Genomic DNA, 26418 nt, shown 5'->3' on the forward strand with positions numbered 1-26418 from the left:
TTCATTTTCGAATGAATATTAGTTTTGAAGTCAGTATTCGTTGAGTCACAAAATCTTAAATTGAAGAGTTTGATCATGGCTCAGATTGAACGCTGGCGGCAGGCCTAACACATGCAAGTCGAGCGGAAACGACACTAACAATCCTTCGGGTGCGTTAATGGGCGTCGAGCGGCGGACGGGTGAGTAATGCCTAGGAAATTGCCTTGATGTGGGGGATAACCATTGGAAACGATGGCTAATACCGCATAATGCCTACGGGCCAAAGAGGGGGACCTTCGGGCCTCTCGCGTCAAGATATGCCTAGGTGGGATTAGCTAGTTGGTGAGGTAATGGCTCACCAAGGCGACGATCCCTAGCTGGTCTGAGAGGATGATCAGCCACACTGGAACTGAGACACGGTCCAGACTCCTACGGGAGGCAGCAGTGGGGAATATTGCACAATGGGCGAAAGCCTGATGCAGCCATGCCGCGTGTATGAAGAAGGCCTTCGGGTTGTAAAGTACTTTCAGTTGTGAGGAAGGGTGTGTAGTTAATAGCTGCGCATCTTGACGTTAGCAACAGAAGAAGCACCGGCTAACTCCGTGCCAGCAGCCGCGGTAATACGGAGGGTGCGAGCGTTAATCGGAATTACTGGGCGTAAAGCGCATGCAGGTGGTTCATTAAGTCAGATGTGAAAGCCCGGGGCTCAACCTCGGAACTGCATTTGAAACTGGTGAACTAGAGTGCTGTAGAGGGGGGTAGAATTTCAGGTGTAGCGGTGAAATGCGTAGAGATCTGAAGGAATACCAGTGGCGAAGGCGGCCCCCTGGACAGACACTGACACTCAGATGCGAAAGCGTGGGGAGCAAACAGGATTAGATACCCTGGTAGTCCACGCCGTAAACGATGTCTACTTGGAGGTTGTGGCCTTGAGCCGTGGCTTTCGGAGCTAACGCGTTAAGTAGACCGCCTGGGGAGTACGGTCGCAAGATTAAAACTCAAATGAATTGACGGGGGCCCGCACAAGCGGTGGAGCATGTGGTTTAATTCGATGCAACGCGAAGAACCTTACCTACTCTTGACATCCAGAGAAGCCAGCGGAGACGCAGGTGTGCCTTCGGGAGCTCTGAGACAGGTGCTGCATGGCTGTCGTCAGCTCGTGTTGTGAAATGTTGGGTTAAGTCCCGCAACGAGCGCAACCCTTATCCTTGTTTGCCAGCGAGTAATGTCGGGAACTCCAGGGAGACTGCCGGTGATAAACCGGAGGAAGGTGGGGACGACGTCAAGTCATCATGGCCCTTACGAGTAGGGCTACACACGTGCTACAATGGCGCATACAGAGGGCAGCAAGCTAGCGATAGTGAGCGAATCCCAAAAAGTGCGTCGTAGTCCGGATTGGAGTCTGCAACTCGACTCCATGAAGTCGGAATCGCTAGTAATCGTGAATCAGAATGTCACGGTGAATACGTTCCCGGGCCTTGTACACACCGCCCGTCACACCATGGGAGTGGGCTGCAAAAGAAGTGGGTAGTTTAACCTTTCGGGGAGGACGCTCACCACTTTGTGGTTCATGACTGGGGTGAAGTCGTAACAAGGTAGCCCTAGGGGAACCTGGGGCTGGATCACCTCCTTATACGAAGATAGTCACGATGAGTGTCCACACAGATTGATGGTTTAGATTTAGTTAAAGCCAGAGCTTTAATTAATAACGTAAGTTATTGATTAAAGCTTTTTGCTTTATGCTCTTTAACAATTTGGAAAGCTGACTGATTGATTACTTACGAGTAATTCAATCAAATTTAAAAGTTCTCAATGTTTATCTTTCATTAGATAAACACAACAAACACATTCAAGTGTCTTGTATTCGAATCAAACTTAGTTTGATTCACAATTGAGTCCGGCAAACAGTCATTGAGAATTAACCCTTCTTAATGACAACCAAAAACCTTGGTTAGTTGCCATACACTAAGACCCTTTCGGGTTGTATGGTTAAGTGACTAAGCGTACACGGTGGATGCCTTGGCAGTCAGAGGCGATGAAGGACGTAATAACTTGCGATAAGCCCAGATTAGGTAGTAATAACCTTTTGAGTCTGGGATTTCCGAATGGGGAAACCCACGTGCACAAGCACGTATCCTGTTGTGAATACATAGCAACAGGAGGCAAACCGGGGGAACTGAAACATCTAAGTACCCCGAGGAAGAGAAATCAACCGAGATTCCGAAAGTAGCGGCGAGCGAAATTGGATTAGCCCTTAAGCTTTTAATGAGACAGACGAAGGCTCTGGAAAGTGCCGCAGTAAAGGGTGATAGCCCCGTAGTCGACATCTCATAATCAGTGAAAACGAGTAGGGCGGGACACGTGATATCCTGTCTGAATATGGGGGGACCATCCTCCAAGGCTAAATACTACTGACTGACCGATAGTGAACCAGTACCGTGAGGGAAAGGCGAAAAGAACCCCTGTGAGGGGAGTGAAATAGAACCTGAAACCGTGTACGTACAAGCAGTAGGAGCACCTTCGTGGTGTGACTGCGTACCTTTTGTATAATGGGTCAGCGACTTAATTTTAGTAGCAAGGTTAACCGTTTAGGGGAGCCGTAGGGAAACCGAGTCTTAACTGGGCGTACAGTTGCTAGGATTAGACCCGAAACCAGGTGATCTAGCCATGGGCAGGTTGAAGGTTGAGTAACATCAACTGGAGGACCGAACCGACTAATGTTGAAAAATTAGCGGATGACTTGTGGCTAGGGGTGAAAGGCCAATCAAACCTGGAGATAGCTGGTTCTCCCCGAAAGCTATTTAGGTAGCGCCTCGGACGAATACTACTGGGGGTAGAGCACTGTTAAGGCTAGGGGGTCATCCCGACTTACCAACCCTTTGCAAACTCCGAATACCAGTAAGTACTATCCGGGAGACACACGGCGGGTGCTAACGTCCGTCGTGGAGAGGGAAACAACCCAGACCGCCAGCTAAGGTCCCAAAGTATAGCTAAGTGGGAAACGATGTGGGAAGGCTCAGACAGCCAGGATGTTGGCTTAGAAGCAGCCATCATTTAAAGAAAGCGTAATAGCTCACTGGTCGAGTCGGCCTGCGCGGAAGATGTAACGGGGCTAAGCTATACACCGAAGCTGCGGCTACGTACCTTAGGGTATGTGGGGTAGGGGAGCGTTCTGTAAGCCGTTGAAGGTGGTCTGTAAGGGCTGCTGGAGGTATCAGAAGTGCGAATGCTGACATGAGTAACGATAAAGGGAGTGAAAAACTCCCTCGCCGGAAGACCAAGGGTTCCTGTCCAACGTTAATCGGGGCAGGGTAAGTCGACTCCTAAGGCGAGGCCGAAAGGCGTAGTCGATGGGAAACGGGTTAATATTCCCGTACTTCTTACAATTGCGATGGGGGGACGGAGAAGGCTAGGTGGGCCTGGCGACGGTTGTCCAGGTTCAAGTATGTAGGCGGGTGGTTTAGGTAAATCCGGACCACTACTAACGCTGAGATACGATGTCGAGCTACTACGGTAGTGAAGTCATTGATGCCATGCTTCCAGGAAAAGCCTCTAAGCTTCAGATTGTAAGGAATCGTACCCCAAACCGACACAGGTGGTCGGGTAGAGAATACCAAGGCGCTTGAGAGAACTCGGGTGAAGGAACTAGGCAAAATGGTACCGTAACTTCGGGAGAAGGTACGCTCTTATCAGTGAAGTCCCTTGCGGATGGAGCAGACGAGAGTCGCAGATACCAGGTGGCTGCAACTGTTTATTAAAAACACAGCACTGTGCAAAATCGTAAGATGACGTATACGGTGTGACGCCTGCCCGGTGCCGGAAGGTTAATTGATGGGGTTAGTCTTCGGACGAAGCTCTTGATCGAAGCCCCGGTAAACGGCGGCCGTAACTATAACGGTCCTAAGGTAGCGAAATTCCTTGTCGGGTAAGTTCCGACCTGCACGAATGGCGTAATGATGGCCACGCTGTCTCCACCCGAGACTCAGTGAAATTGAAATCGCTGTGAAGATGCAGTGTACCCGCGGCTAGACGGAAAGACCCCGTGAACCTTTACTACAGCTTGGCACTGAACATTGAACCTACATGTGTAGGATAGGTGGGAGACTATGAAATTGCGTCGCTAGATGTGATGGAGTCGTCCTTGAAATACCACCCTTGTAGTTTTGATGTTCTAACGTTGGTCCCTGAATCGGGATTACGGACAGTGCCTGGTGGGTAGTTTGACTGGGGCGGTCTCCTCCCAAAGAGTAACGGAGGAGCACGAAGGTGGGCTAAACACGGTTGGACATCGTGTGGTTAGTGCAATGGCATAAGCCCGCTTGACTGCGAGAATGACAATTCGAGCAGGTGCGAAAGCAGGTCATAGTGATCCGGTGGTTCTGAATGGAAGGGCCATCGCTCAACGGATAAAAGGTACTCCGGGGATAACAGGCTGATACCGCCCAAGAGTTCATATCGACGGCGGTGTTTGGCACCTCGATGTCGGCTCATCACATCCTGGGGCTGAAGTCGGTCCCAAGGGTATGGCTGTTCGCCATTTAAAGTGGTACGCGAGCTGGGTTTAGAACGTCGTGAGACAGTTCGGTCCCTATCTGCCGTGGGCGTTGGAAAATTGAAAGGGGCTGCTCCTAGTACGAGAGGACCGGAGTGGACGAACCTCTGGTGTTCGGGTTGTCATGCCAATGGCATTGCCCGGTAGCTAAGTTCGGAATCGATAACCGCTGAAAGCATCTAAGCGGGAAGCGAGCCTTGAGATGAGTTTTCCCTGGCACTATAAGTGTCCTAAAGGGTTGTCGTAGACTACGACGTTGATAGGCAGGGTGTGTAAGTGCTGCGAGGCATTGAGCTAACCTGTACTAATTGCCCGTGAGGCTTAACCATACAACACCCAAGGGGTTTTGTGGACTCAGATGTATCAGACCTTGAATGAGTTTGAAGAGAAATACTTTTAGATAAGCTTTCCGAATTTTAAAATTTGCTTGGCGACCATAGCATTGTGGACCCACCTGATTCCATGCCGAACTCAGAAGTGAAACACAATAGCGCCGATGGTAGTGTGGGGTTTCCCCATGTGAGAGTAGGACATCGCCAGGCTTTAATTTCGACTTTGTCTATTTAATAGACAAGTCACCATAGAGTTCTAAGTTTTCTTAGTGTTTTATGTTGACTTTCAAAGTGGAAAGCGTATTATACGCGTCCTGCTTAAGTGCTAAGGCACTGAAAGCGTTCTCTTTTTAGAGAACACGCTCTTTAACAATTTAAACCTATCAATCTGTGTGGGCACTCGTTGATGAATATCAAAACGTTATTGGTTCTTTTTCGAAAGAGCGTAATAACAGTTACTTCGGTAACAAAATGATTTCAATGAACTGAGTGACCAATACAAAGTTAAGTTTACTTAATTTTGGCACAGTCAATTCATTACCATTCTGTTGGAATGGTAATAGCTTTAGAATTACATGTTCATTTTCGAATGAATATTAGTTTTGAAGTCAGTATTCGTTGAGTCACAAAATCTTAAATTGAAGAGTTTGATCATGGCTCAGATTGAACGCTGGCGGCAGGCCTAACACATGCAAGTCGAGCGGAAACGACACTAACAATCCTTCGGGTGCGTTAATGGGCGTCGAGCGGCGGACGGGTGAGTAATGCCTAGGAAATTGCCTTGATGTGGGGGATAACCATTGGAAACGATGGCTAATACCGCATAATGCCTACGGGCCAAAGAGGGGGATCTTCGGACCTCTCGCGTCAAGATATGCCTAGGTGGGATTAGCTAGTTGGTGAGGTAATGGCTCACCAAGGCGACGATCCCTAGCTGGTCTGAGAGGATGATCAGCCACACTGGAACTGAGACACGGTCCAGACTCCTACGGGAGGCAGCAGTGGGGAATATTGCACAATGGGCGAAAGCCTGATGCAGCCATGCCGCGTGTATGAAGAAGGCCTTCGGGTTGTAAAGTACTTTCAGTTGTGAGGAAGGGTGTGTAGTTAATAGCTGCGCATCTTGACGTTAGCAACAGAAGAAGCACCGGCTAACTCCGTGCCAGCAGCCGCGGTAATACGGAGGGTGCGAGCGTTAATCGGAATTACTGGGCGTAAAGCGCATGCAGGTGGTTCATTAAGTCAGATGTGAAAGCCCGGGGCTCAACCTCGGAACTGCATTTGAAACTGGTGAACTAGAGTGCTGTAGAGGGGGGTAGAATTTCAGGTGTAGCGGTGAAATGCGTAGAGATCTGAAGGAATACCAGTGGCGAAGGCGGCCCCCTGGACAGACACTGACACTCAGATGCGAAAGCGTGGGGAGCAAACAGGATTAGATACCCTGGTAGTCCACGCCGTAAACGATGTCTACTTGGAGGTTGTGGCCTTGAGCCGTGGCTTTCGGAGCTAACGCGTTAAGTAGACCGCCTGGGGAGTACGGTCGCAAGATTAAAACTCAAATGAATTGACGGGGGCCCGCACAAGCGGTGGAGCATGTGGTTTAATTCGATGCAACGCGAAGAACCTTACCTACTCTTGACATCCAGAGAAGCCAGCGGAGACGCAGGTGTGCCTTCGGGAGCTCTGAGACAGGTGCTGCATGGCTGTCGTCAGCTCGTGTTGTGAAATGTTGGGTTAAGTCCCGCAACGAGCGCAACCCTTATCCTTGTTTGCCAGCGAGTAATGTCGGGAACTCCAGGGAGACTGCCGGTGATAAACCGGAGGAAGGTGGGGACGACGTCAAGTCATCATGGCCCTTACGAGTAGGGCTACACACGTGCTACAATGGCGCATACAGAGGGCAGCAAGCTAGCGATAGTGAGCGAATCCCAAAAAGTGCGTCGTAGTCCGGATTGGAGTCTGCAACTCGACTCCATGAAGTCGGAATCGCTAGTAATCGTGAATCAGAATGTCACGGTGAATACGTTCCCGGGCCTTGTACACACCGCCCGTCACACCATGGGAGTGGGCTGCAAAAGAAGTGGGTAGTTTAACCTTTCGGGGAGGACGCTCACCACTTTGTGGTTCATGACTGGGGTGAAGTCGTAACAAGGTAGCCCTAGGGGAACCTGGGGCTGGATCACCTCCTTATACGAAGATAGTCACGATGAGTGTCCACACAGATTGATTAGGTTTAGAAAGTAAAAGAGACGATATTGGGTCTGTAGCTCAGCTGGTTAGAGCGCTCGCCTGATAAGCGGGAGGTCGGTGGTTCGAGTCCACTCAGACCCACCAATATCGACTAGATACAAAGATGGGGCTATAGCTCAGCTGGGAGAGCGCCTGCCTTGCACGCAGGAGGTCTGCGGTTCGATCCCGCATAGCTCCACCATCTTTAAGTGTTTTTATTTGAAAATATTTAGAAATGGTTCATTAGTTTGAATCAAGCTCTTTAACAATTTGGAAAGCTGACTGATTTGATTACTTACGAGTAATTCAAATCAAATTTAAAAGTTCTCAATGTTTATCTTTCATTAGATAAACACAACAAACACATTCAAGTGTCTTGTATTCGAATCAATGTTTACATTGATTCACAATTGAGTCCGGCAAACAGTCATTGAGAATTAACCCTTCTTGATGACAACCAAAAACCTTGGTTAGTTGCCATACACTAAGACCCTTTCGGGTTGTATGGTTAAGTGACTAAGCGTACACGGTGGATGCCTTGGCAGTCAGAGGCGATGAAGGACGTAATAACTTGCGATAAGCCCAGATTAGGTAGTAATAACCTTTTGAGTCTGGGATTTCCGAATGGGGAAACCCACGTGCATAAGCACGTATCCTGTTGTGAATACATAGCAACAGGAGGCAAACCGGGGGAACTGAAACATCTAAGTACCCCGAGGAAGAGAAATCAACCGAGATTCCGAAAGTAGCGGCGAGCGAAATTGGATTAGCCCTTAAGCTTTTAATGATGCAGGTGAAGAGTCTGGAAAGTCTCGCAGTAAAGGGTGATAGCCCCGTAACCGACACATCATAATCAGTGAAAACGAGTAGGGCGGGACACGTGATATCCTGTCTGAATATGGGGGGACCATCCTCCAAGGCTAAATACTACTGACTGACCGATAGTGAACCAGTACCGTGAGGGAAAGGCGAAAAGAACCCCTGTGAGGGGAGTGAAATAGAACCTGAAACCGTGTACGTACAAGCAGTAGGAGCACCTTCGTGGTGTGACTGCGTACCTTTTGTATAATGGGTCAGCGACTTAATTTTAGTAGCAAGGTTAACCGTTTAGGGGAGCCGTAGGGAAACCGAGTCTTAACTGGGCGTACAGTTGCTAGGATTAGACCCGAAACCAGGTGATCTAGCCATGGGCAGGTTGAAGGTTGAGTAACATCAACTGGAGGACCGAACCGACTAATGTTGAAAAATTAGCGGATGACTTGTGGCTAGGGGTGAAAGGCCAATCAAACCTGGAGATAGCTGGTTCTCCCCGAAAGCTATTTAGGTAGCGCCTCGGACGAATACTACTGGGGGTAGAGCACTGTTAAGGCTAGGGGGTCATCCCGACTTACCAACCCTTTGCAAACTCCGAATACCAGTAAGTACTATCCGGGAGACACACGGCGGGTGCTAACGTCCGTCGTGGAGAGGGAAACAACCCAGACCGCCAGCTAAGGTCCCAAAGTATAGCTAAGTGGGAAACGATGTGGGAAGGCTCAGACAGCCAGGATGTTGGCTTAGAAGCAGCCATCATTTAAAGAAAGCGTAATAGCTCACTGGTCGAGTCGGCCTGCGCGGAAGATGTAACGGGGCTAAGCTATACACCGAAGCTGCGGCTACGTACCTTAGGGTATGTGGGGTAGGGGAGCGTTCTGTAAGCCGTTGAAGGTGGTCTGTAAGGGCTGCTGGAGGTATCAGAAGTGCGAATGCTGACATGAGTAACGATAAAGGGAGTGAAAAACTCCCTCGCCGGAAGACCAAGGGTTCCTGTCCAACGTTAATCGGGGCAGGGTAAGTCGACTCCTAAGGCGAGGCCGAAAGGCGTAGTCGATGGGAAACGGGTTAATATTCCCGTACTTCTTACAATTGCGATGGGGGGACGGAGAAGGCTAGGTGGGCCTGGCGACGGTTGTCCAGGTTCAAGTATGTAGGCGGGTGGTTTAGGTAAATCCGGACCACTACTAACGCTGAGATACGATGTCGAGCTACTACGGTAGTGAAGTCATTGATGCCATGCTTCCAGGAAAAGCCTCTAAGCTTCAGATTGTAAGGAATCGTACCCCAAACCGACACAGGTGGTCGGGTAGAGAATACCAAGGCGCTTGAGAGAACTCGGGTGAAGGAACTAGGCAAAATGGTACCGTAACTTCGGGAGAAGGTACGCTCTTATCAGTGAAGTCCCTTGCGGATGGAGCAGACGAGAGTCGCAGATACCAGGTGGCTGCAACTGTTTATTAAAAACACAGCACTGTGCAAAATCGTAAGATGACGTATACGGTGTGACGCCTGCCCGGTGCCGGAAGGTTAATTGATGGGGTTAGTCTTCGGACGAAGCTCTTGATCGAAGCCCCGGTAAACGGCGGCCGTAACTATAACGGTCCTAAGGTAGCGAAATTCCTTGTCGGGTAAGTTCCGACCTGCACGAATGGCGTAATGATGGCCACGCTGTCTCCACCCGAGACTCAGTGAAATTGAAATCGCTGTGAAGATGCAGTGTACCCGCGGCTAGACGGAAAGACCCCGTGAACCTTTACTACAGCTTGGCACTGAACATTGAACCTACATGTGTAGGATAGGTGGGAGACTATGAAATTGCGTCGCTAGATGTGATGGAGTCGTCCTTGAAATACCACCCTTGTAGTTTTGATGTTCTAACGTTGGTCCCTGAATCGGGATTACGGACAGTGCCTGGTGGGTAGTTTGACTGGGGCGGTCTCCTCCCAAAGAGTAACGGAGGAGCACGAAGGTGGGCTAAACACGGTTGGACATCGTGTGGTTAGTGCAATGGCATAAGCCCGCTTGACTGCGAGAATGACAATTCGAGCAGGTGCGAAAGCAGGTCATAGTGATCCGGTGGTTCTGAATGGAAGGGCCATCGCTCAACGGATAAAAGGTACTCCGGGGATAACAGGCTGATACCGCCCAAGAGTTCATATCGACGGCGGTGTTTGGCACCTCGATGTCGGCTCATCACATCCTGGGGCTGAAGTCGGTCCCAAGGGTATGGCTGTTCGCCATTTAAAGTGGTACGCGAGCTGGGTTTAGAACGTCGTGAGACAGTTCGGTCCCTATCTGCCGTGGGCGTTGGAAAATTGAAAGGGGCTGCTCCTAGTACGAGAGGACCGGAGTGGACGAACCTCTGGTGTTCGGGTTGTCATGCCAATGGCATTGCCCGGTAGCTAAGTTCGGAATCGATAACCGCTGAAAGCATCTAAGCGGGAAGCGAGCCTTGAGATGAGTTTTCCCTGGCACTATAAGTGTCCTAAAGGGTTGTCGTAGACTACGACGTTGATAGGCAGGGTGTGTAAGTGCTGCGAGGCATTGAGCTAACCTGTACTAATTGCCCGTGAGGCTTAACCATACAACACCCAAGGGGTTTTGTGGACTCAGATGTACCAGACCTTGAATGCGTTTGAAGAGACATACTTTTAGATTAGCTTTCCGAATTTTAAAATTTGCTTGGCGACCATAGCATTGTGGACCCACCTGATTCCATGCCGAACTCAGAAGTGAAACACAATAGCGCCGATGGTAGTGTGGGGTTTCCCCATGTGAGAGTAGGACATCGCCAGGCTTTAAATTTATTTTCACTTTTTTAAAGTGAAAACAAAAAGTTTTCAGAATCGTCTTTAAACGATTCCTGAATTGCTGATATAGCTCAGCCCGGTAGAGCGCACCCTTGGTAAGGGTGAGGTCCCCAGTTCGAGTCTGGGTATCAGCACCACTATTTAGTTGATTTGATTCATCAAGTTAACAATAGAATTTGTTTGACGACCATAGCATTGTGGACCCACCTGATTCCATGCCGAACTCAGAAGTGAAACACAATAGCGCCGATGGTAGTGTGGGGTTTCCCCATGTGAGAGTAGGACATCGTCAGGCTTAAATTGCATTATGCTGAATAGACACTGCGGAGTGGTAGTTCAGTTGGTTAGAATACCGGCCTGTCACGCCGGGGGTCGCGGGTTCGAGTCCCGTCCACTCCGCCACTTATTAGAAAGCCTAGTCTTACGACTAGGCTTTCGTCGTTTCTGGCATCATATATTGATCTTCAACCAACTTAGTCCTATAAGATGTTTGCCTATCGACCGGGAGCTCTGCTCATTGGTCTATCGTGTCAATTTTTACCATTTTAGTCCTTCTCAGAACACCTAGCCTTTCCCATTTCTTAGATGTAATTTTGTTATTCGACTTACGAAATCAATAGGTTGTGATGCCACATAGCTAGATCTTTATTGGTATTTTCCCCCTTGGTAAACAAAGTCGGGCGATTAGCCTACAGTTACTCTAACGGCCTGCCGCTATATGAAATTGAGGGATAGTCCAATTCTGTTTGGTTTGTGCTGCCATGACTTCGTTTAGGCTATGAGTATTGTTAATCCAGCATTGGGCATATGCTAGTCTACTATCCCTTTACGCCTCTTAGCATGCGTCAAGAGCGTTTATTTAATAGACTTAAAGGTTACCAACTCAAACTGTATTATTTAAGTAACTAGCCATGTATTAGGCTGATGTTAATGATGTGATTAGCTTAGGTTTGAAATTACAAAGTGCGATTAACCAAATAAATAGAAGATCCCTGGTGACCTTGCCTAGAGAGAGTATCGATACTTTCCTTAGTTGCGTTAAAGATTCTCTTTGACTGAATCGTATTTATTTACCCGATATCAGTTATCGAAATTCCATGAGTGACTTGATTATCAAATATCTTTGTATATAAGTTAGTTTAGTGCCTACTAGCTCAAGCTATGTTTTGGTTAATGTGACTAATATAAAGCTACATAAGGTTATCTTTGTTAATTGGTAAACCTCAAACTTTTGTAGCCATGAACTGATAGTTTTGGGATTACTTTGATAAATTGATTAAGCCCCAAAGCCTTAAAGGTAACTAGATGAAATTAAGCTTTAACTTTGAAGATGCGAGCCAGATCTTTGTAGGATCTTTTGCTTTGGCTGTCCCGATTTCTTTTTCTGAAGAGGCGTGGAAGTTAGGGGAGACTTTACCTACCGCTAACTTACTGTTGCTATTTCTGCTGTCTGCTGTTTTCCTTGGCTTTTATACGTATGAGAGTGTCTTTCAAAAAGACGTTGTTGCTCGGTTACCGGTGTTTATTTTCAGAATAGTGATTGCTTATGTTATGACTGCAATGGTCGTTGCTTTGGTGTTGACTTGTTTGGATAAACTGCCTTTATTGAGTGATCCTATTGTATCGATCAAAAGGGTTATTGTTATTTCAATGCCAGCGTCGATGGGAGCGATTGTGGTAGATAGTTTTGATAAAGAGTGAATTACCCATAGCACTTGAATTAAAGTAGCTAACAGAACCTTTAGATAGCTTATTCGACTAGTCCGATAGATTTCTTATCCTTATACACATGATTTGAATTGTTCTGGAGAACACTTCATAGATAACGTTATAAGTAAGTTCGCTACACAGATGTTCAGTTTGAGGTTTCAAGAATTCAAAGGAAACTAAAGAGTAAGATCTGATAAAGGTAAAAGAGCGTTAAAATTGCTAGTTTTGAATGATAGGAGGTAATAGGAAGTGTGGGATAAAGTAGGATCTTCAGATGTAAAAAAGCCGCATCAATGATGCGGCTTTTTCTAATTGGCTCCCCTTGCAAGACTTGAACTTGCGACATACGGATTAACAGTCCGCCGTTCTACCAACTGAACTAAAGGGGAATTGATTGTTTAGTCTCTAATCAAGAGAATGGTGCCGACTACCGGAATCGAACTGGTGACCTACTGATTACAAGTCAGTTGCTCTACCTACTGAGCTAAGTCGGCATCATGAATCAAAAAGCTTATGCTTGATGATTAACTTGGCTCCCCTTGCAAGACTTGAACTTGCGACATACGGATTAACAGTCCGCCGTTCTACCAACTGAACTAAAGGGGAATTATTCTTAAAGCTTTAAAGAAATGGTGCCGACTACCGGAGTCGAACTGGTGACCTACTGATTACAAGTCAGTTGCTCTACCTACTGAGCTAAGTCGGCACATAATATTTCTTTGTGCTTTACTGTTGTTGTCTAGGACACCAACAAATAAATTGTGGTGCCCGGAGGCGGAATCGAACCACCGACACGAGGATTTTCAATCCTCTGCTCTACCGACTGAGCTATCCGGGCGACGAGGTGTATTAAACGTGTTTTCGTGTTCTGGGTCAACATTAAATTGCAAAAAAAGTATCGTTTGATGTTTTTCTATACTTAGTGGGTTGTTTTTGTTCATTTGACTCAAAAAGCCTAGGTCTAGCATGCTCTAAAAGATCGTGAAACTACGTTTAACTACACTGAATGGGCGCCGAAATAAAAGAAGCACGTATGAAAACGTGCTTTTATATTTAAGGATTTTTTGAGAGTTTAGTGTTTTACTTCAAACCTATTAACCCAAGTTTCTAATTCGTTAGAGAGAGAGGCGAGTGTTTGGGTACTGTTGTGACTTTCTGTCACTACGTGACTAAGTTGATTCCCACTTTCCTCGATCATGTTAATACGCTTCGAGATATCACCACTCACTTGAGTCTGCTCAGCGGCTGCTGTTGCGATTTGATGACTCATTGATGAAATAGACTCTAATGCGATCACAATCTGCTGTAGTGCTTCAGAGGCATTCTGGGACTCTATTACGGTGCTTTCACTGGTACTCGCACACACATTCATAGTTTTTATCGCGTTACGAGAACCTTCTTGAAGGTTATTGATCATGAGTTGGATCTCTTTAGTGCTTGATTGTGTTCGACCTGCAAGGTTACGAACCTCATCTGCTACAACGGCAAATCCGCGGCCTTGTTCACCAGCGCGCGCAGCTTCAATTGCTGCATTTAGCGCTAGAAGGTTAGTTTGCTCTGCAATATCACCGATGACATCTAATACTTTAACTATGTTGTGTACATCGCTATCTAGGTTGGCTACAGCTTCACTTGCTGTACCCAATTGGCCAGCTAGGCCTTGAATACTGTCTACTGTGTTGTGAATTAAATGTTGAGTATGCTGGCTCTGTTTGTCGGCCTCATCGGTATTACGCGCTGTATCACCTGCAGAATCAGCCACATTGTTGGCTGAAGAAGCCATCTCGGTCATCGCTGTCGCGATCATCTCAGTGGATTGTTGTTGGGTTTCAGTTAGTTGAGCGATAGACCCTGCACGATCTTCCACACGTTGTAACTCGCCTCTTAATGCCAGCATAGAAACATTAAGATTTGATACTAGCTCGGCTAACGACTGACTCATTTGTTGCACTGCATGATAAATACTGCCGTTTATTGCCTGAGTTTCGAAAGAGGTCTGAATTCTACCTTCTGCGACTGCTTGTACTGCTTCTCTTACATCTCTAGGTTCACCACCAAGAAGTGCTAGCATTCGTTTAATTGATACGATTAAGCTCGATAGAATGAGTCCCGCAATCATCACACATAGAAGTAATTGCCATTGAGCTGTCGACCAGAAACGTGCATTGACTTCATTGAAGCCAATGCCGGTGCCAACAACCCAACCCCAATGTGGTGTTTTTTCTGCAATAGACAGTTTTTCTTCAATCGCTCCATCTGGAAGTTTTTGCGTCCAGGTGTACTCGATGATCTGTCCTGTTCGGTTTCCCAATACTCGTTGAATGAGTTGGCCAACGCTATTTCCGTCACCGTCTTTAAAATCGTTAAAGCTGGTTCCGTGTAGTTGCGGATCTAAAGGCGTCGCAATAAACGTCATGTTTTCATCAGCAACATATACATATTCATTGTCTTTATAAATGTTATTACGTAGCAGGCGAGTCGCAAGTTGTTTGGCTTGCTGCTCTTCCAAAGTACCCTCGATAGCCATCTTTTCGACTTCAGTTAGAATGCTGTATGCACTCTTAAATAGTTCAGTTACACGAGCTTTGTTGTCCATGTTACTCGCGACTTTCAAGGTCCATAAACCTGTTGCTGTAAGTGCTAGCAGAGCGATCAAAATGATGCCCGATAATAAGTAAGCTTGCGTTTTTAATTTCATGTTTCCCCGAGCTGCAATTCAATAATTAGTTTTGCATATTATTTACCGAATCTTAATCTATGTCGTGTAGGGCAGATATCAGAAAGATATCAAAATATGATAGAGATTAAATTCTCGAAGAAAAAAAAGTAATAGATCATCATGTTGTTTATTTTTATGTAACGATAATCGGCTAAAGGTGCTTAATTTCAGAGGTGGCTTAGTTTGTATCGGAAGAGTTTGAATGAATCAAGGGGGTTGGTACTGTCGAGATAGGAAAGGGGATATCTTTAATTTTATGGGAATGACTAGGGCTTAATGTTGAGCTGGCGGCAGTCTGGAAAGAGTTAGCTTTTGCTCAAACGAAAAAAAGCCAAGTCTTTCGACTTGGCTTTCTTGAATGTGGCTCCCCTTGCAAGACTTGAACTTGCGACATACGGATTAACAGTCCGCCGTTCTACCAACTGAACTAAAGGGGAATTATTTGTGTTTAACAATGTTCTTTAAGATAAAAATAATCTATAAAGACCATTATTTGTTAAGCACCAAATAATGGTGCCTCGAGGCGGAATCGAACCACCGACACGCGGATTTTCAATCCGCTGCTCTACCGACTGAGCTATCGAGGCAAAAGAATGGTGCCGACTACCGGAGTCGAACTGGTGACCTACTGATTACAAGTCAGTTGCTCTACCTACTGAGCTAAGTCGGCACACTAAATTCTTTGCTTTAGAGAGTAAACTCTCTAATTAAAACCTCATATAAAATGAAGTTCTTTAAAATGGCTCCCCTTGCAAGACTTGAACTTGCGACATACGGATTAACAGTCCGCCGTTCTACCAACTGAACTAAAGGGGAATTACTTGTCTCAACATCAGGTCTATAAAGACCATTATTTGTTAAGTACCAAATAATGGTGCCTCGAGGCGGAATCGAACCACCGACACGCGGATTTTCAATCCGCTGCTCTACCGACTGAGCTATCGAGGCAAAAGAATGGTGCCGACTACCGGAGTCGAACTGGTGACCTACTGATTACAAGTCAGTTGCTCTACCTACTGAGCTAAGTCGGCACACTAAATTCTTTATGCTTTTGTTCGTGTTGCTACTCCCTGTTAAAGAGTAATGACACCAACAAATCAAATTGTGGTGCCCGGAGGCGGAATCGAACCACCGACACGAGGATTTTCAATCCTCTGCTCTACCGACTGAGCTATCCGGGCAACGGAGCGCTATTAAACGGATTTTCTGCATAACCGTCAACACCTTTTTTGAAAATAATTAAAAAAACCGTTCGTTCGTTGTTTTTTTATTCAAAAGTGAGGCTTACGTTTTACCTTGGTTAAAATCTTTCTTGAATTTTGTTACTTTTTCTAAGTAGCGGCGCGACTCTTTGTTTGGGTGTTTCTGAGTAAGTGCCCAGTAAGCTTGACTAGGTTGCAATGAATTCAAGTCGCGCATTGCTCGTTTTCTGTCTTTACTGAAGGTATTGAGCACGCCTCCAGTACCGCCGTTGTATGCCGATATCATGCTGTACTCAAGCGTTGTGGGATGTTTTACGTCTTTCAAATAGCGATTTTTAAGGATGTAAAAGTATGCAGTACCAGCATCAATATTGTTTTCTGGGTTGAATAAGTACTCAGGACTTGGCTCACCAGGTTTGTTTTTGACGAGCTTAAATACATCTCGGCCTGCTGTTTTCGGCACAACCTGCATTAGGCCATAAGCATTCGCCCAACTCACTGCATACGGGTTGAAACTACTTTCTGTTTTGATGATTGCGTAAATCAAGTCTTCAGGAATATCGTAACGCTGTGATGCTCGGCGAACGATATCTGCATACTTATAGCTTCGTTTGCTAGCGTGATCAGCCACCATTGGAATTTCGACGTAATATGCTTTTTTAAAGTCGACTTCCTTGGTTTTTAAGTTATTAGCGATCAGGTAATCGGCAAACTTATTAGCGCGCCATGTCCATTGGATAGGCTTCTTATCTTGATCAACGACTTGGTTATAGAGGAAAGGTTGGCCTTCTAACTTGATGCTTTTGGAAGAGAATAGATCGACATTAGCAGGATCATCCGGCGTCAAAAGTGTCGTCATTATTGCATTTTTGAGGTGTTTTTTCGGATCTGTCGAGGACACGGTTTCTACCGTAATTAAGCCTTGAGTGAAGTTTACTTCCGATCGACTTAAGTAATTGTCTATGTATTTTACATAGTTACTCTTACCTGCCATTTTAACGTCATTGCTGCCCCAGCGTTTTTTAATGTTGCCTGAAAAGCTATTAATTAGTGAGTCTAACGCACCTGTGTCTTTCTCAAACTGACCGGGTAACTCAGCCAAATTACTTACAAATCGGTTGGTGGGCTCATAATTTACGTCATAAATTCCTTCGACAAATTCACGACTGCACCCAGTTAACAACATGGTTATTAGGAAGTAACTTAGCTTTTTCATAGTTCCTCAAACAAAAATGACATCGCAGCGTGAGCCATGATGTCATTAAATTTTGCTTAAATAAATGTCTTATTTGCTTGGTGGAGTATAGCCATCAATAACGACATCTTTACCTTCGAAAAGGAAGTTAACCATCTCAGTTTCAAGAAGTTTACGATGGTCTGGATCCATCATGTTTAGCTTCTTCTCATTGATGAGCATGGTTTGCTTGCTCTGCCATTGTCCCCAAGCTTCTTTAGAGACGTTGTCAAAGATACGCTTACCTAAGTCACCTGGGTAAAGTTGAAAATCTAGGCCTTCAGCATCTTTTTGAAGGCGAGCACAAAATACAGTGCGGCTCATAGTGGTTCCTCTTATCGCGTTCGTTGATTCAAACGTCGTCGTTTAGTTCAAAGGGTAGGCTCTCAATAAGCTGCTTTACAGGAGCGGCTAGGCCAATTTCTTCCGGTTTTGATAAGTTATACCAGAGACCTTTAGTCCCTTCCATTATCAAATCCGGTTGTTTATCTAATTTTACTAATACAGGCGTGATATCTAAGTGGTAGTGGCTGAAAGTATGTCTAAACGCAATCATGGTTTTAAGCGAGTGTATTTCACTATCTTTGATCGAGCGAAGATCTAATTGATGTTCAATCTCTGCGTTTTCATTTTGAGGGAAACAGAATAACCCTCCCCAGATACCAGATTGAGGGCGCTGTTCGAGCCATACTTGATTGTCGTGGTACAGAATTACAAACCATGTTTCCTTTACTGGCTTTTCTTTCTTAGGTTTTTTGCCAGGGAAATCGAGCTGTCTATCGAGCTTCTTAGCTTCACACATGTTTTCAATCGGGCACAACGTGCATTTAGGCTTGCTACGAGTACAAACCATGGCACCCATATCCATCATTGCTTGATTGTATTTATCGACATCTTTATCGGGCGTCTGCGCCTCAGCGTGCTCCCAAAGCTTATTTTCGACTTTCTTTTGCCCCGGCCAACCTTCTACAGCGAAGCTTCTCGCCAGTGTACGCTTAACGTTACCGTCAAGAATCGCATGAGGAAGCTTGTGAACAGAAGACAGAACTGCAGCGGCAGTAGATCGTCCAATTCCTGGCAACGCGTTCATCTCTTCGATAGAAAGAGGAAATTCACCACCGTATTGCTCGGTAACAATCTTGGCGGCCTTGTGTAAGTTACGAGCTCGTGCGTAATAGCCAAGCCCAGTCCATAAGTGCAGCACTTCATCTTGCTCGGCATTCGCTAGGTCAATCACCGTTGGAAAGCGTTCTAAGAAGCGCTGGTAATATGGAATCACCGTGGCGACTTGAGTCTGTTGAAGCATGATTTCAGTAATCACGAAATAAGTGGAACTTTAATATTAGTCATTATAAATCAGTAGTTAATGAAGTTTTTAAATCTAAGTGGGTCATTAATTATCGGATTATAAAAAGTAATGTCAATTCCGGGTTAGGTAGTCATATCTATTTAGATAGATACATCAGTGCACAGTTATCAGGTCAATTGCTACTTTCTATCTAATTCTCAATTATGTGAACTCGGATGTTTTTTCTCAATGCGGATTAACGCTTCGTTTTGATTAAGTAAAGTTTATTAAACCACATACCGTTGAGCCCGCAAGCCTTACAAGTTGTCTGCCTAGAGGTTTTTGATGTTTATATAGATTTATTTCATTTATTCAAAATGGGTAGATTTCGAAGATTTAAACTACCTGAAGCTACTGCCAATTTATCCCCCATCTAACACTCTTTTTTAAATGCGCAACCCCCAATTATCCTTTGTTTTCGTGGGTTGCGCGTTTTGAGTTTCATGTTTTCATCAAACTTACTTATTGATAAGGAGATGAAAATGAAAGTGATTTATCAAACGCAAAGCTTAAGAGATTCAGATGGGCAGACGTTATCTTTACCAGTGTTTTTAGATAGCACTGGAAGGATTATGCAAGCGCCAACACAATATATGCTTGATCGTGTTGAGTCTGGTTTTTGGAACTCGAAGCACACAATGCGCTCAAATCAACAGGCTCTTGAACAATTTTGTGCTTACATTCAATCCACAGAAATTAACCTGTTAGATGTTCAACTAAAGCATCTCGTTGCATGGCGTCGAGAACTGCAGTTAAAGAAGAATCTAAATGCGGTATCAAATCAGACAATCAATATTCGATTGAGAGCTGTTATGAGCTTCATTGAATGGGCATCTGAGAATGGTTACGTGCGCGCAAATTTTGATGGTGTAAAAGTAGAAAACTCATCTGCAAGCGGGGGCGTGAATTTTAATCAAAAGCAGAGTGTTCGGAAAACGAGACGAAATCGATTATTGCTTACTGAAGCATTTACCCGGGCTCCTCTACCCACAATGAATGAAATTAATCAATTCGTTACTTATGTCTCTAAACCGTTCGTTCCCATGGTCGGGTTAATGTTAGGAACGGGAATGAGAATTAGCGAAATTGTTTCTTTACCGCTATCAGCGTTGCCTTCTTACGGCACTGTTGCACAAAGTCCAAACACTCTACATCATATCCAGTTGTCACCAAGCTCGATGACGATTAAGGATAACAAGGCTCGAACGGTATTTATTCCGGGCCTTCTATATTTAAAAATATATGAGCAAGTGATGAATGGAACGAATCATTCAAATCCGCGTTTGTTCTTTGCTAGCTCTAGCAAGTCTGCATGGCACCCTTCTACGATTCAGAAAAACTTTCGACACGCATCTTTAAAGGCGCAATTACGTCATACGATTACTCCGCATATTCTTCGGCATGAGTTTGCGACAAGAACTTTAGAGAGCTGGAAAGATGCAGGATTTCCTTCTGAAATGGCCTGTTTGATTTGGCTACAAAAACAACTAGGGCATGCACATGTAAGCACAACGGCCAATATTTATATCAATATGACGAGTGAATTACATGCGAATGACCGTCAGGTACTTCATCAATATGAAAAAGATATTTCTCAGATGATGGAGGAAGAGCGAAATGTTTAACTCGAATGATGTAATCGACTCTTCAAAAAATACTACCAATGTAGTGGCTATCAAAGCACCGATGAAGTGGGTAGTTTCTGATCCTGTTCATGGGAACACGCACTTTGATGTTCAATCTCGTATCGTTAAGTACCCACAGTTAAAACAAGTTATCTTACAACTTAACACTGGGGTGTATTCTCTTCATATGAAGGAATACTCACTTAAATCCCTGGGTCAGTATCGCCGAGGCATTGATGTTTTTCTTCTATATCTTAATGAACATCAGCAGATTACGGATGTTAGCGTATGTGGGTACGCTTTCTTATATAGCTACCTGAAATGGTTTCAATCTCGTCCTATTCAGGAGGGGGAACGTCGAGGAAGGCTTCGTAAGTCATTAATGATTGCTCGGTTGATCCCTAAACTCTTGTTGAGCTTGGCTGAAATCTATCCAGAGCAAGTTCATCCAGATGTTCTTATTGGGCACGTGCCGTGTGTCCGAGGTATTCCTTCCTCGCCAAGAGAGCCCTATTCAAAAAGAGAATTCCGCAGCATTCTAAAGACCTGCAAACAAATTATTGAACAAGATAAAAATGGAAAGTGGAGTGGTGCAGATTCAGTTGTATTGGCGGCAGCTGCAGTGTTGATGTCAATTTATACTCTCGCCAATAAAACAGACATCTTACGACTAACTGTCGATTCGATGTATCCACATCCGCATGATCCTGAGCGTCGCGTTTGTTTTGCGTTTTACAAGCCACGTGCTCAGCATCGTACTATTGTTAAGGATTTTGATGTTGGTGATGAAACTACACGTGAAATGATCGCGGAATCTCGTCTGTTTCATACCAGTGCGAAAAGTTTGTTTATGTATCTTAAAGAGCGTTCAGACCAATATCGGAGCGTTGAAGGTCTCGAAAATGGTCAGTCCATTTGGTTGTATAGAATCAATGTTTTTTCGCGGACCAGTGAAAAAGTCACAACATTAAAAGCTGGTTATTTAGATAGCAGTCGTAATACCAATCAAAATAGCGCGGCACCACTTGATGTTATCACGAATATGTTTGAACTCATGGACGATGAAGATAAGCCTTTGCGAATTAGGCTATCACGTTTACGCCCGACATGTGTCCAAGTTCTGCGCCGGTACGGCTCTATAGCAAGTGTTTCTCGAATTCTTGGTCATAAGCTCCGCTTCGGTCAAGGGATTTCGTTAACGACGTATCGACATTATCTAAAAACATCGCCTGAACAACAGGCTAGATTCAGTCTATTACTGGAGCGGTTACATGATTACTCGATCACAGGGAAAATAAGCTCTTGGATTCAATACGAAAAAGATTACGGGCTAACCTCTGAGCAACAGAATGAGTTGCAATTAATTCAATCTGATAACCGATTTAAAACACATGTTGGGAGCTGCAAGAACCCTAAAAATCATGAACAAATGAACTCACAAGGCCCAAGCTGTTTGGATTTTATGCAATGCTTGTTGTGCCCTCACATGGTTATCTTAGAAACAGACCTTTGGCGACTTTTTTCTTTTCAAAAAGCATTAAGACATGATTTTGAGTCCGGAAGAATTCCATCCCATGTTTGGATAAAACGTTATGGCGCTTATTTGCAAATTTTGGAGAAAGATCTGCCAGATGCATTCAAGCACCGTCCCTTAGTCGTATCTAAAGCGCGAAAACGCGCTGAAGATTCGCCATATCCATTATGGGCTCTAAATGAAAGTTCTTACTTAATAAGCATGTTGAAGGATATGGAGGCAGTATCGTGAGAACTCTAGCGCTACAACAAGTAAGTGAATTTTCGAGTTCAAAGGTGTTGACCGTAGATCAACTTAAAAAGCTGACTTATCAGGAGAAAAGTAGATTATCTATTGGTGAGTTTGAAGGGCTGTCTTTAGGGGGGGATGGTGATGACGAGTGGTTGTTTTACCTATTGAACGGTGCTGCCAATAAACATCGTTCGGAGAGAAATCTAAATTTTAAAGATCAACTTGTAGAGCTAAATCTAGCGTGGAATAACAGTGAGACTTCCGGAGGTTATACCATTTCAGAAGCTGCTCGCGATTGTTTGTGGTTGCGTTATCAGGATGGTATATCAGTTAGGACACTTAAAAGTGAATTGAGAGCCTGGAAGGTATTCTTTTTATGGTGGAAGGAATTTTTTGATGGTACGGATTTTGAGGAGTGGTTATCTGATCCTTTAAGGTTGAACGAGTACTTACGATGGGTTAAATGTGACGTTCGCAAGAACAAGACCAAAAGTACGATTTCTCATGTTCATCAACAAATTCGGTTACAACCGTTGTATCAGCTTTATAAATATCGAAGTTTACTTAAATGTTCCTTAGCTTCCCCGCCATTTGGTCGGTGCTCAGCATCAGCGGTGGTGGGGAGTAAAAAGAAATATAAACAAACTCCGGTGATTGAGGAGTCTTCATGGGTTCTGATTATTCAAGCTGCGTGGAAGATAGTGAGTTGCTCAGATGATGCTATTACGCTTTATAACAATTACTGGGAAAGTGAACGATTAAAATTAAAGAATAAGCCCACTCGTGATGGAAATGTTCCGAGTAAAAGTACTTTATTTAACCGAATCCAAAAGTACCTTGTGCTGTATGGATATAACTCGTATGCAGCACTGGAACGGGAAATTATTCTTTTTGAAGCTGCGGCTGCTGTTTTAATTCTCGGGCTTACAGGTATGCGTCAGAGCGAATTATCAAGTTTATCAAAAGAGTGTTATCAGGAGAAAAGTTCTGACTTTGCTGTAATTCAGTTTAAATCAAGTTATTTGCAAGGAATGACTTTCAAATATGCATATTTGCCCGAAGGGGAATCACATCGATGGCTTGTCCCATCAAAATTGAAATTAGTGATCGAGAAATTAAATCGACTAAATCAATGTCGGCGTATGCGAACTTTTGAAATGCTAGAACGACATAAGTCAAATGGAAAGCATGAACGGTTGTGGAGAGACGCTGCGCGAGCAAATCAAAGCCTTTTCGTGTCGTCTGGTTTGAATGCCAATCACAAGCTATCCATGAGATGGGGAGCGTCGACGATTAAACGGCGAGTCGATACCTTCATGGAATATCTGTCAAATGAACAAGGGTTATCCGTCCCGATGCGTGTTACTCCGCATATGTTCCGGCGTACATTTGCACGATTCATTGCGCTTTCACCACTTGGTAGTGTTGAAGCTTTGCGAGATCAGTTTGCTCACCGTACTGGTGATGTCACCGAATATTATACTCAAGGTGGTGACGAAGAGATTTTGAATTGGATTTTAGAGGATCAGAGCTCTTTTCAACAAGCCGTGATTGAAACACAGCTTAATAATAATAATAGCTTGCATGGAGGGCTAGGTGATGCAGTATCCTCGGGTGAATTTGCAAGCAGGGACTTTCAAACATCCAAGAATTTAAAAACTTTACGAAAAAAGATTGGGGTTGGCATGGAAGTTCAACTCAATGCTCACTCGGTTTCTGTTCGTCCAGTCGATAAAGGGGCGTGCGCTAATAATTGCCGCCTGAATCGGGTGCAATGTATCTCCTGTGAGAACTGTGTAATCACGCCAGCTCAGTTACCTTTTTGGGAAGATCAACTCAGTATTATGGAAGCGTGCGAAAAAGAGGGCATTGTGCAGGGAATTGATGAAGTTCGTGAGCTTGTCTGTCAGCTTAAGGAGGATGTTCGTGAGTCAGCAGAAACAGCCGAGTGAGGGGCTTAATGAACGATTGCAGGAGGCATTACAAGCACTGAAGCTGTTAACGCCAGAGGATGTGTTAGCAGGGCGTCGTCAATGGATGTCCTTACGCTTATTTACCAATACATTTGATATTAGTCGAACCTCTATTAAAAAATATCCTCAACTCTACGAACAAGTGCTGTTTGCTATCACGGATTGGAACGATGATTTTGGGCTTTGTTTTGAATCGAAAAAATATGCAATCAAGCCAAATCGAGTCGATGAATTGGAAAGTAAAATTCTAAACTTGGAAGAAGAGTTATCTTTGGCACAAGGGGCACAGTTTGAGGCTTGGCAAGAGCGTATGAGGTCGGAAGATGAACTGAAGAAAGTCGTCGCCGAATTGAATCAATTGAAACAAGTGGGGCGATTTCCACCGGTCGTGGAGGGTTTTTCCCCGCGCTATGCTAAACGAGTGCCGTTATGGTTTCAGTTTGAAGTCTTGAGGTTATACCCATCGGAGCATGAGTCGATTATGGCGAAAATTGAGCAATATAAAAAACGATATGCTTCCGCTTTACCTGGAGGGGCTGATGGTTTTTATGCGTTATTTGTTCGTCCGGATGCTGCGTTTGTTGGTTTCTCTTTGCTTGAAAGCATGGGCCAACAGGAAGAGGTTGAAGCCTTATTGAAGGCGAGGTGCTTGTAATCTATGGTCTAATGGGGGCTTTCTGGAGCCCCCATTATGTTATTTCTCGATTGTAATTTAGCCTTGCTCTATCAAGAGAAGGAGTCGCTCATAATCGTGCTGATAGGCATAAACAGGATGTGGTGCAGATGAGCCAGCTAAAAACTGTTCGAAAGCCACTTTGTAGATGTCCGGTAGCTCATTTGGATCAATGACCTTAAATGGTACATCGGGCAAATTAAAAGCGGTGAGTATAGGGTGTGATGTTGAATTGTTTGTGGTCATAGAGAGCTCCTTTGCTTTAGCTAGGGTATTACCTTCCGTAAAACGAACCAAAGTCTTACATCAACTTTTGTTGCTCTAAATGATGGACGGGACTCAACACAACTTTAGGAGTTTGTTATGAAGAAAAAAGTTAGACCGCGCAGTTTAGGTGGTGGCCTCAATAGTACTCCTGATTTTACACGGCAAGATATTGATGTCGGTTTCTGGCTAAAGTGTTGTGCTGAATTAAAAGTCTATTCCGTTTTACGATCGAAAGGAGGAAGCGGTGAGCGTCATACTGTACGGGTTCTGCAAGAACAATTGATAAAGTGTGGAGAGCGTCCTCTCGTTGTCAGAGTTTTTGGTGTTCGTGATGACGAATATGGGACTGAGTTTGGTTCATTGGCTGAACTAGAAAATACGGATGAATGGACTGGCACGTTTATGTGGAATTGGAGTGAGCGTCACTGCAACTATCAACTAGCTCAGGCTCTACGAAAGTCATCATTTACGAGCGTTATTTTAACTCAAGGTGGGGGCTCTGGAGTTGTCTTTACAGATGTCATGAAGGCTGCCAAATTGGCTTGCCATGTCTACTTAAGTGTCAATGTTGACTGTGATTTATCTGTAGAAGCGCAAAACGACATACTAGAAGAGTTGAAACATTTAGAGTGTGTTTCTTCTGTATTATGGCGAGGGAATCGATGGGAGAACCCAATATATGGGGTGATGAATCTGTCGAGCATCAGTGTCGAACATCCTTTGTCATGACTCAGTATGGCTATCGCAGCGTAATACTAAGCTATCAATCTTATCTCTGACTTCTTCTAAATCAGATAAGCGTCCTGAAGCGATGATACTAATTGGGCTTCGCCCATTGAAGAAGGTGTTGTTGTTTATACGACTCATGAAGCCATATACATTGTCTTCATTGCTAAATATTGTTCTCAAAGCGGCATGGATATTTAAAAAATGGCTGATTCTAACTTCAATATTATTCTCCTCGGTTGGTAGGATAATTTGTATCTGCTCATGGGTGACTCCCCATTTGAGTAACAATTTCTTGGCGGATTTTAGCCCAGTAATTAGCCTTTGATTCATCAAAATCCCTCCCTAATTTATATCATCATTTCTAATCTTAACGTATCTCTGAAAGTTGTCTGCACTTAATCAAGCCTCAACGTGTAAAGGATTAGTCGCGTCATGCTTTGATTTAACATTTGAGA

The 26418-nt window shown here is 44.7% G+C and carries 11 protein-coding genes, 16 tRNA genes, 7 rRNA genes and 1 pseudogene; 17 read left to right on the top strand and 18 right to left on the bottom strand.

Annotated elements, in window-relative coordinates:
* Positions 1-57 precede the first annotated feature (57 nt).
* From OCV36_RS02055 to OCV36_RS02110, 12 genes are all read left to right on the top strand, one after another.
* A 16S ribosomal RNA gene (locus OCV36_RS02055) occupies positions 58-1612 on the top strand.
* Between the two features lie 354 nt (positions 1613-1966).
* A 23S ribosomal RNA gene (locus OCV36_RS02060) occupies positions 1967-4860 on the top strand.
* A 97-nt stretch (positions 4861-4957) separates the two neighbouring features.
* Positions 4958-5073 (top strand): 5S ribosomal RNA (gene rrf, locus OCV36_RS02065).
* Between the two features lie 425 nt (positions 5074-5498).
* Positions 5499-7053, top strand: a 16S ribosomal RNA gene (locus OCV36_RS02070).
* A 67-nt stretch (positions 7054-7120) separates the two neighbouring features.
* Positions 7121-7197 (top strand) — tRNA-Ile (locus OCV36_RS02075).
* 21 nt (positions 7198-7218) lie between these two features.
* Positions 7219-7294, top strand: a tRNA-Ala gene (locus OCV36_RS02080).
* A gap of 304 nt (positions 7295-7598) precedes the next feature.
* Positions 7599-10492 (top strand): 23S ribosomal RNA (locus OCV36_RS02085).
* Positions 10493-10589: 97 nt separating this feature from the next.
* A 5S ribosomal RNA gene (gene rrf / locus OCV36_RS02090) occupies positions 10590-10705 on the top strand.
* Between the two features lie 73 nt (positions 10706-10778).
* Positions 10779-10855 (top strand) — tRNA-Thr (locus OCV36_RS02095).
* Between the two features lie 42 nt (positions 10856-10897).
* A 5S ribosomal RNA gene (gene rrf, locus OCV36_RS02100) occupies positions 10898-11013 on the top strand.
* Together the 16S, 23S and 5S rRNA genes with 4 tRNA genes alongside form the textbook arrangement of a ribosomal RNA operon.
* A gap of 30 nt (positions 11014-11043) precedes the next feature.
* Positions 11044-11120: transfer RNA gene (locus OCV36_RS02105), tRNA-Asp, on the top strand.
* A 903-nt stretch (positions 11121-12023) separates the two neighbouring features.
* Positions 12024-12419 (top strand): DUF2391 family protein, encoded by a 396-nt coding sequence (locus tag OCV36_RS02110; protein WP_076654782.1) that lies wholly within the window; start codon positions 12024-12026, stop codon positions 12417-12419.
* A 322-nt stretch (positions 12420-12741) separates the two neighbouring features.
* On the opposite strand, the gene OCV36_RS02115 is transcribed toward OCV36_RS02110, so the two are convergent.
* From OCV36_RS02115 to mutY, 16 genes and pseudogenes are all read right to left on the bottom strand, one after another.
* Positions 12742-12817: transfer RNA gene (locus OCV36_RS02115), tRNA-Asn, on the bottom strand.
* 29 nt (positions 12818-12846) lie between these two features.
* Positions 12847-12922: transfer RNA gene (locus tag OCV36_RS02120), tRNA-Thr, on the bottom strand.
* A gap of 36 nt (positions 12923-12958) precedes the next feature.
* A tRNA-Asn gene (locus tag OCV36_RS02125) sits at positions 12959-13034 on the bottom strand.
* 24 nt (positions 13035-13058) lie between these two features.
* Positions 13059-13134 (bottom strand) — tRNA-Thr (locus OCV36_RS02130).
* 56 nt (positions 13135-13190) lie between these two features.
* Positions 13191-13266: transfer RNA gene (locus OCV36_RS02135), tRNA-Phe, on the bottom strand.
* A 234-nt stretch (positions 13267-13500) separates the two neighbouring features.
* On the bottom strand, positions 13501-15126 hold the full coding sequence (locus OCV36_RS02140; protein ID WP_135457270.1) for a methyl-accepting chemotaxis protein: 1626 nt from the start codon (positions 15124-15126) through the stop codon (positions 13501-13503).
* A 382-nt stretch (positions 15127-15508) separates the two neighbouring features.
* A tRNA-Asn gene (locus OCV36_RS02145) sits at positions 15509-15584 on the bottom strand.
* A 74-nt stretch (positions 15585-15658) separates the two neighbouring features.
* Positions 15659-15734 (bottom strand) — tRNA-Phe (locus OCV36_RS02150).
* 7 nt (positions 15735-15741) lie between these two features.
* Positions 15742-15817: transfer RNA gene (locus tag OCV36_RS02155), tRNA-Thr, on the bottom strand.
* 70 nt (positions 15818-15887) lie between these two features.
* Positions 15888-15963, bottom strand: a tRNA-Asn gene (locus OCV36_RS02160).
* A gap of 56 nt (positions 15964-16019) precedes the next feature.
* Positions 16020-16095, bottom strand: a tRNA-Phe gene (locus OCV36_RS02165).
* A gap of 7 nt (positions 16096-16102) precedes the next feature.
* Positions 16103-16178, bottom strand: a tRNA-Thr gene (locus tag OCV36_RS02170).
* 74 nt (positions 16179-16252) lie between these two features.
* Positions 16253-16328 (bottom strand) — tRNA-Phe (locus OCV36_RS02175).
* 103 nt (positions 16329-16431) lie between these two features.
* A complete protein-coding gene (mltC, locus tag OCV36_RS02180; protein WP_102553306.1) occupies positions 16432-17565 on the bottom strand; it encodes a membrane-bound lytic murein transglycosylase MltC in 1134 nt (377 codons plus the stop codon).
* 69 nt (positions 17566-17634) lie between these two features.
* Positions 17635-17907: an oxidative damage protection protein gene (locus OCV36_RS02185; protein ID WP_017075434.1), complete on the bottom strand. Its 273-nt coding sequence runs from the start codon at positions 17905-17907 to the stop codon at positions 17635-17637.
* A gap of 28 nt (positions 17908-17935) precedes the next feature.
* Positions 17936-18901 (bottom strand): annotated as a pseudogene (mutY, locus tag OCV36_RS02190) (A/G-specific adenine glycosylase); the annotation flags it as partial.
* Between the two features lie 512 nt (positions 18902-19413).
* Between mutY and OCV36_RS02195 the strand changes: the two are divergent.
* From OCV36_RS02195 to OCV36_RS02210, 4 genes are read left to right on the top strand one after another with little or no spacing between them, the layout of a single operon-like run.
* Positions 19414-20556: a tyrosine-type recombinase/integrase gene (locus OCV36_RS02195; protein ID WP_135457266.1), complete on the top strand. Its 1143-nt coding sequence runs from the start codon at positions 19414-19416 to the stop codon at positions 20554-20556.
* Positions 20549-22321 (top strand): hypothetical protein, encoded by a 1773-nt coding sequence (locus OCV36_RS02200; protein WP_135457264.1) that lies wholly within the window; start codon positions 20549-20551, stop codon positions 22319-22321. The genes OCV36_RS02195 and OCV36_RS02200 overlap by 8 nt, the downstream gene beginning before the upstream one ends.
* On the top strand, positions 22318-24273 hold the full coding sequence (locus tag OCV36_RS02205) for a site-specific integrase (RefSeq protein WP_135457262.1): 1956 nt from the start codon (positions 22318-22320) through the stop codon (positions 24271-24273). The genes OCV36_RS02200 and OCV36_RS02205 overlap by 4 nt, the downstream gene beginning before the upstream one ends.
* Positions 24242-24949, top strand: a complete 708-nt coding sequence (locus tag OCV36_RS02210; protein ID WP_237297589.1) for a hypothetical protein — start codon at positions 24242-24244, stop codon at positions 24947-24949. Before OCV36_RS02205 ends, OCV36_RS02210 begins: the two co-directional genes overlap by 32 nt.
* A 57-nt stretch (positions 24950-25006) precedes the next feature.
* Here the strand turns inward: OCV36_RS02210 and OCV36_RS02215 are convergent, their stop codons facing one another.
* Entirely contained in the window at positions 25007-25213 is a 207-nt protein-coding gene (locus OCV36_RS02215; RefSeq protein WP_135457258.1) for a hypothetical protein, read from the bottom strand.
* Positions 25214-25330: 117 nt separating this feature from the next.
* On the opposite strand from OCV36_RS02215, the gene OCV36_RS02220 reads away from it, so the two are divergent.
* Entirely contained in the window at positions 25331-25963 is a 633-nt protein-coding gene (locus tag OCV36_RS02220; protein WP_135457256.1) for a hypothetical protein, read from the top strand.
* Here the strand turns inward: OCV36_RS02220 and OCV36_RS02225 are convergent.
* Positions 25958-26293 carry a DUF2384 domain-containing protein gene (locus OCV36_RS02225; RefSeq protein WP_135457254.1) on the bottom strand — a complete coding sequence of 112 codons (336 nt, stop codon included), beginning with the start codon at positions 26291-26293 and terminating at the stop codon, positions 25958-25960. The two genes, OCV36_RS02220 and OCV36_RS02225, sit on opposite strands and share 6 nt — an antisense overlap.
* Between the last annotated feature and the right edge of the window lie 125 nt (positions 26294-26418).

Source organism: Vibrio echinoideorum (genome assembly GCF_024347455.1).
GTDB classification, from domain to species: Bacteria; Pseudomonadota; Gammaproteobacteria; order Enterobacterales; family Vibrionaceae; genus Vibrio; species Vibrio echinoideorum.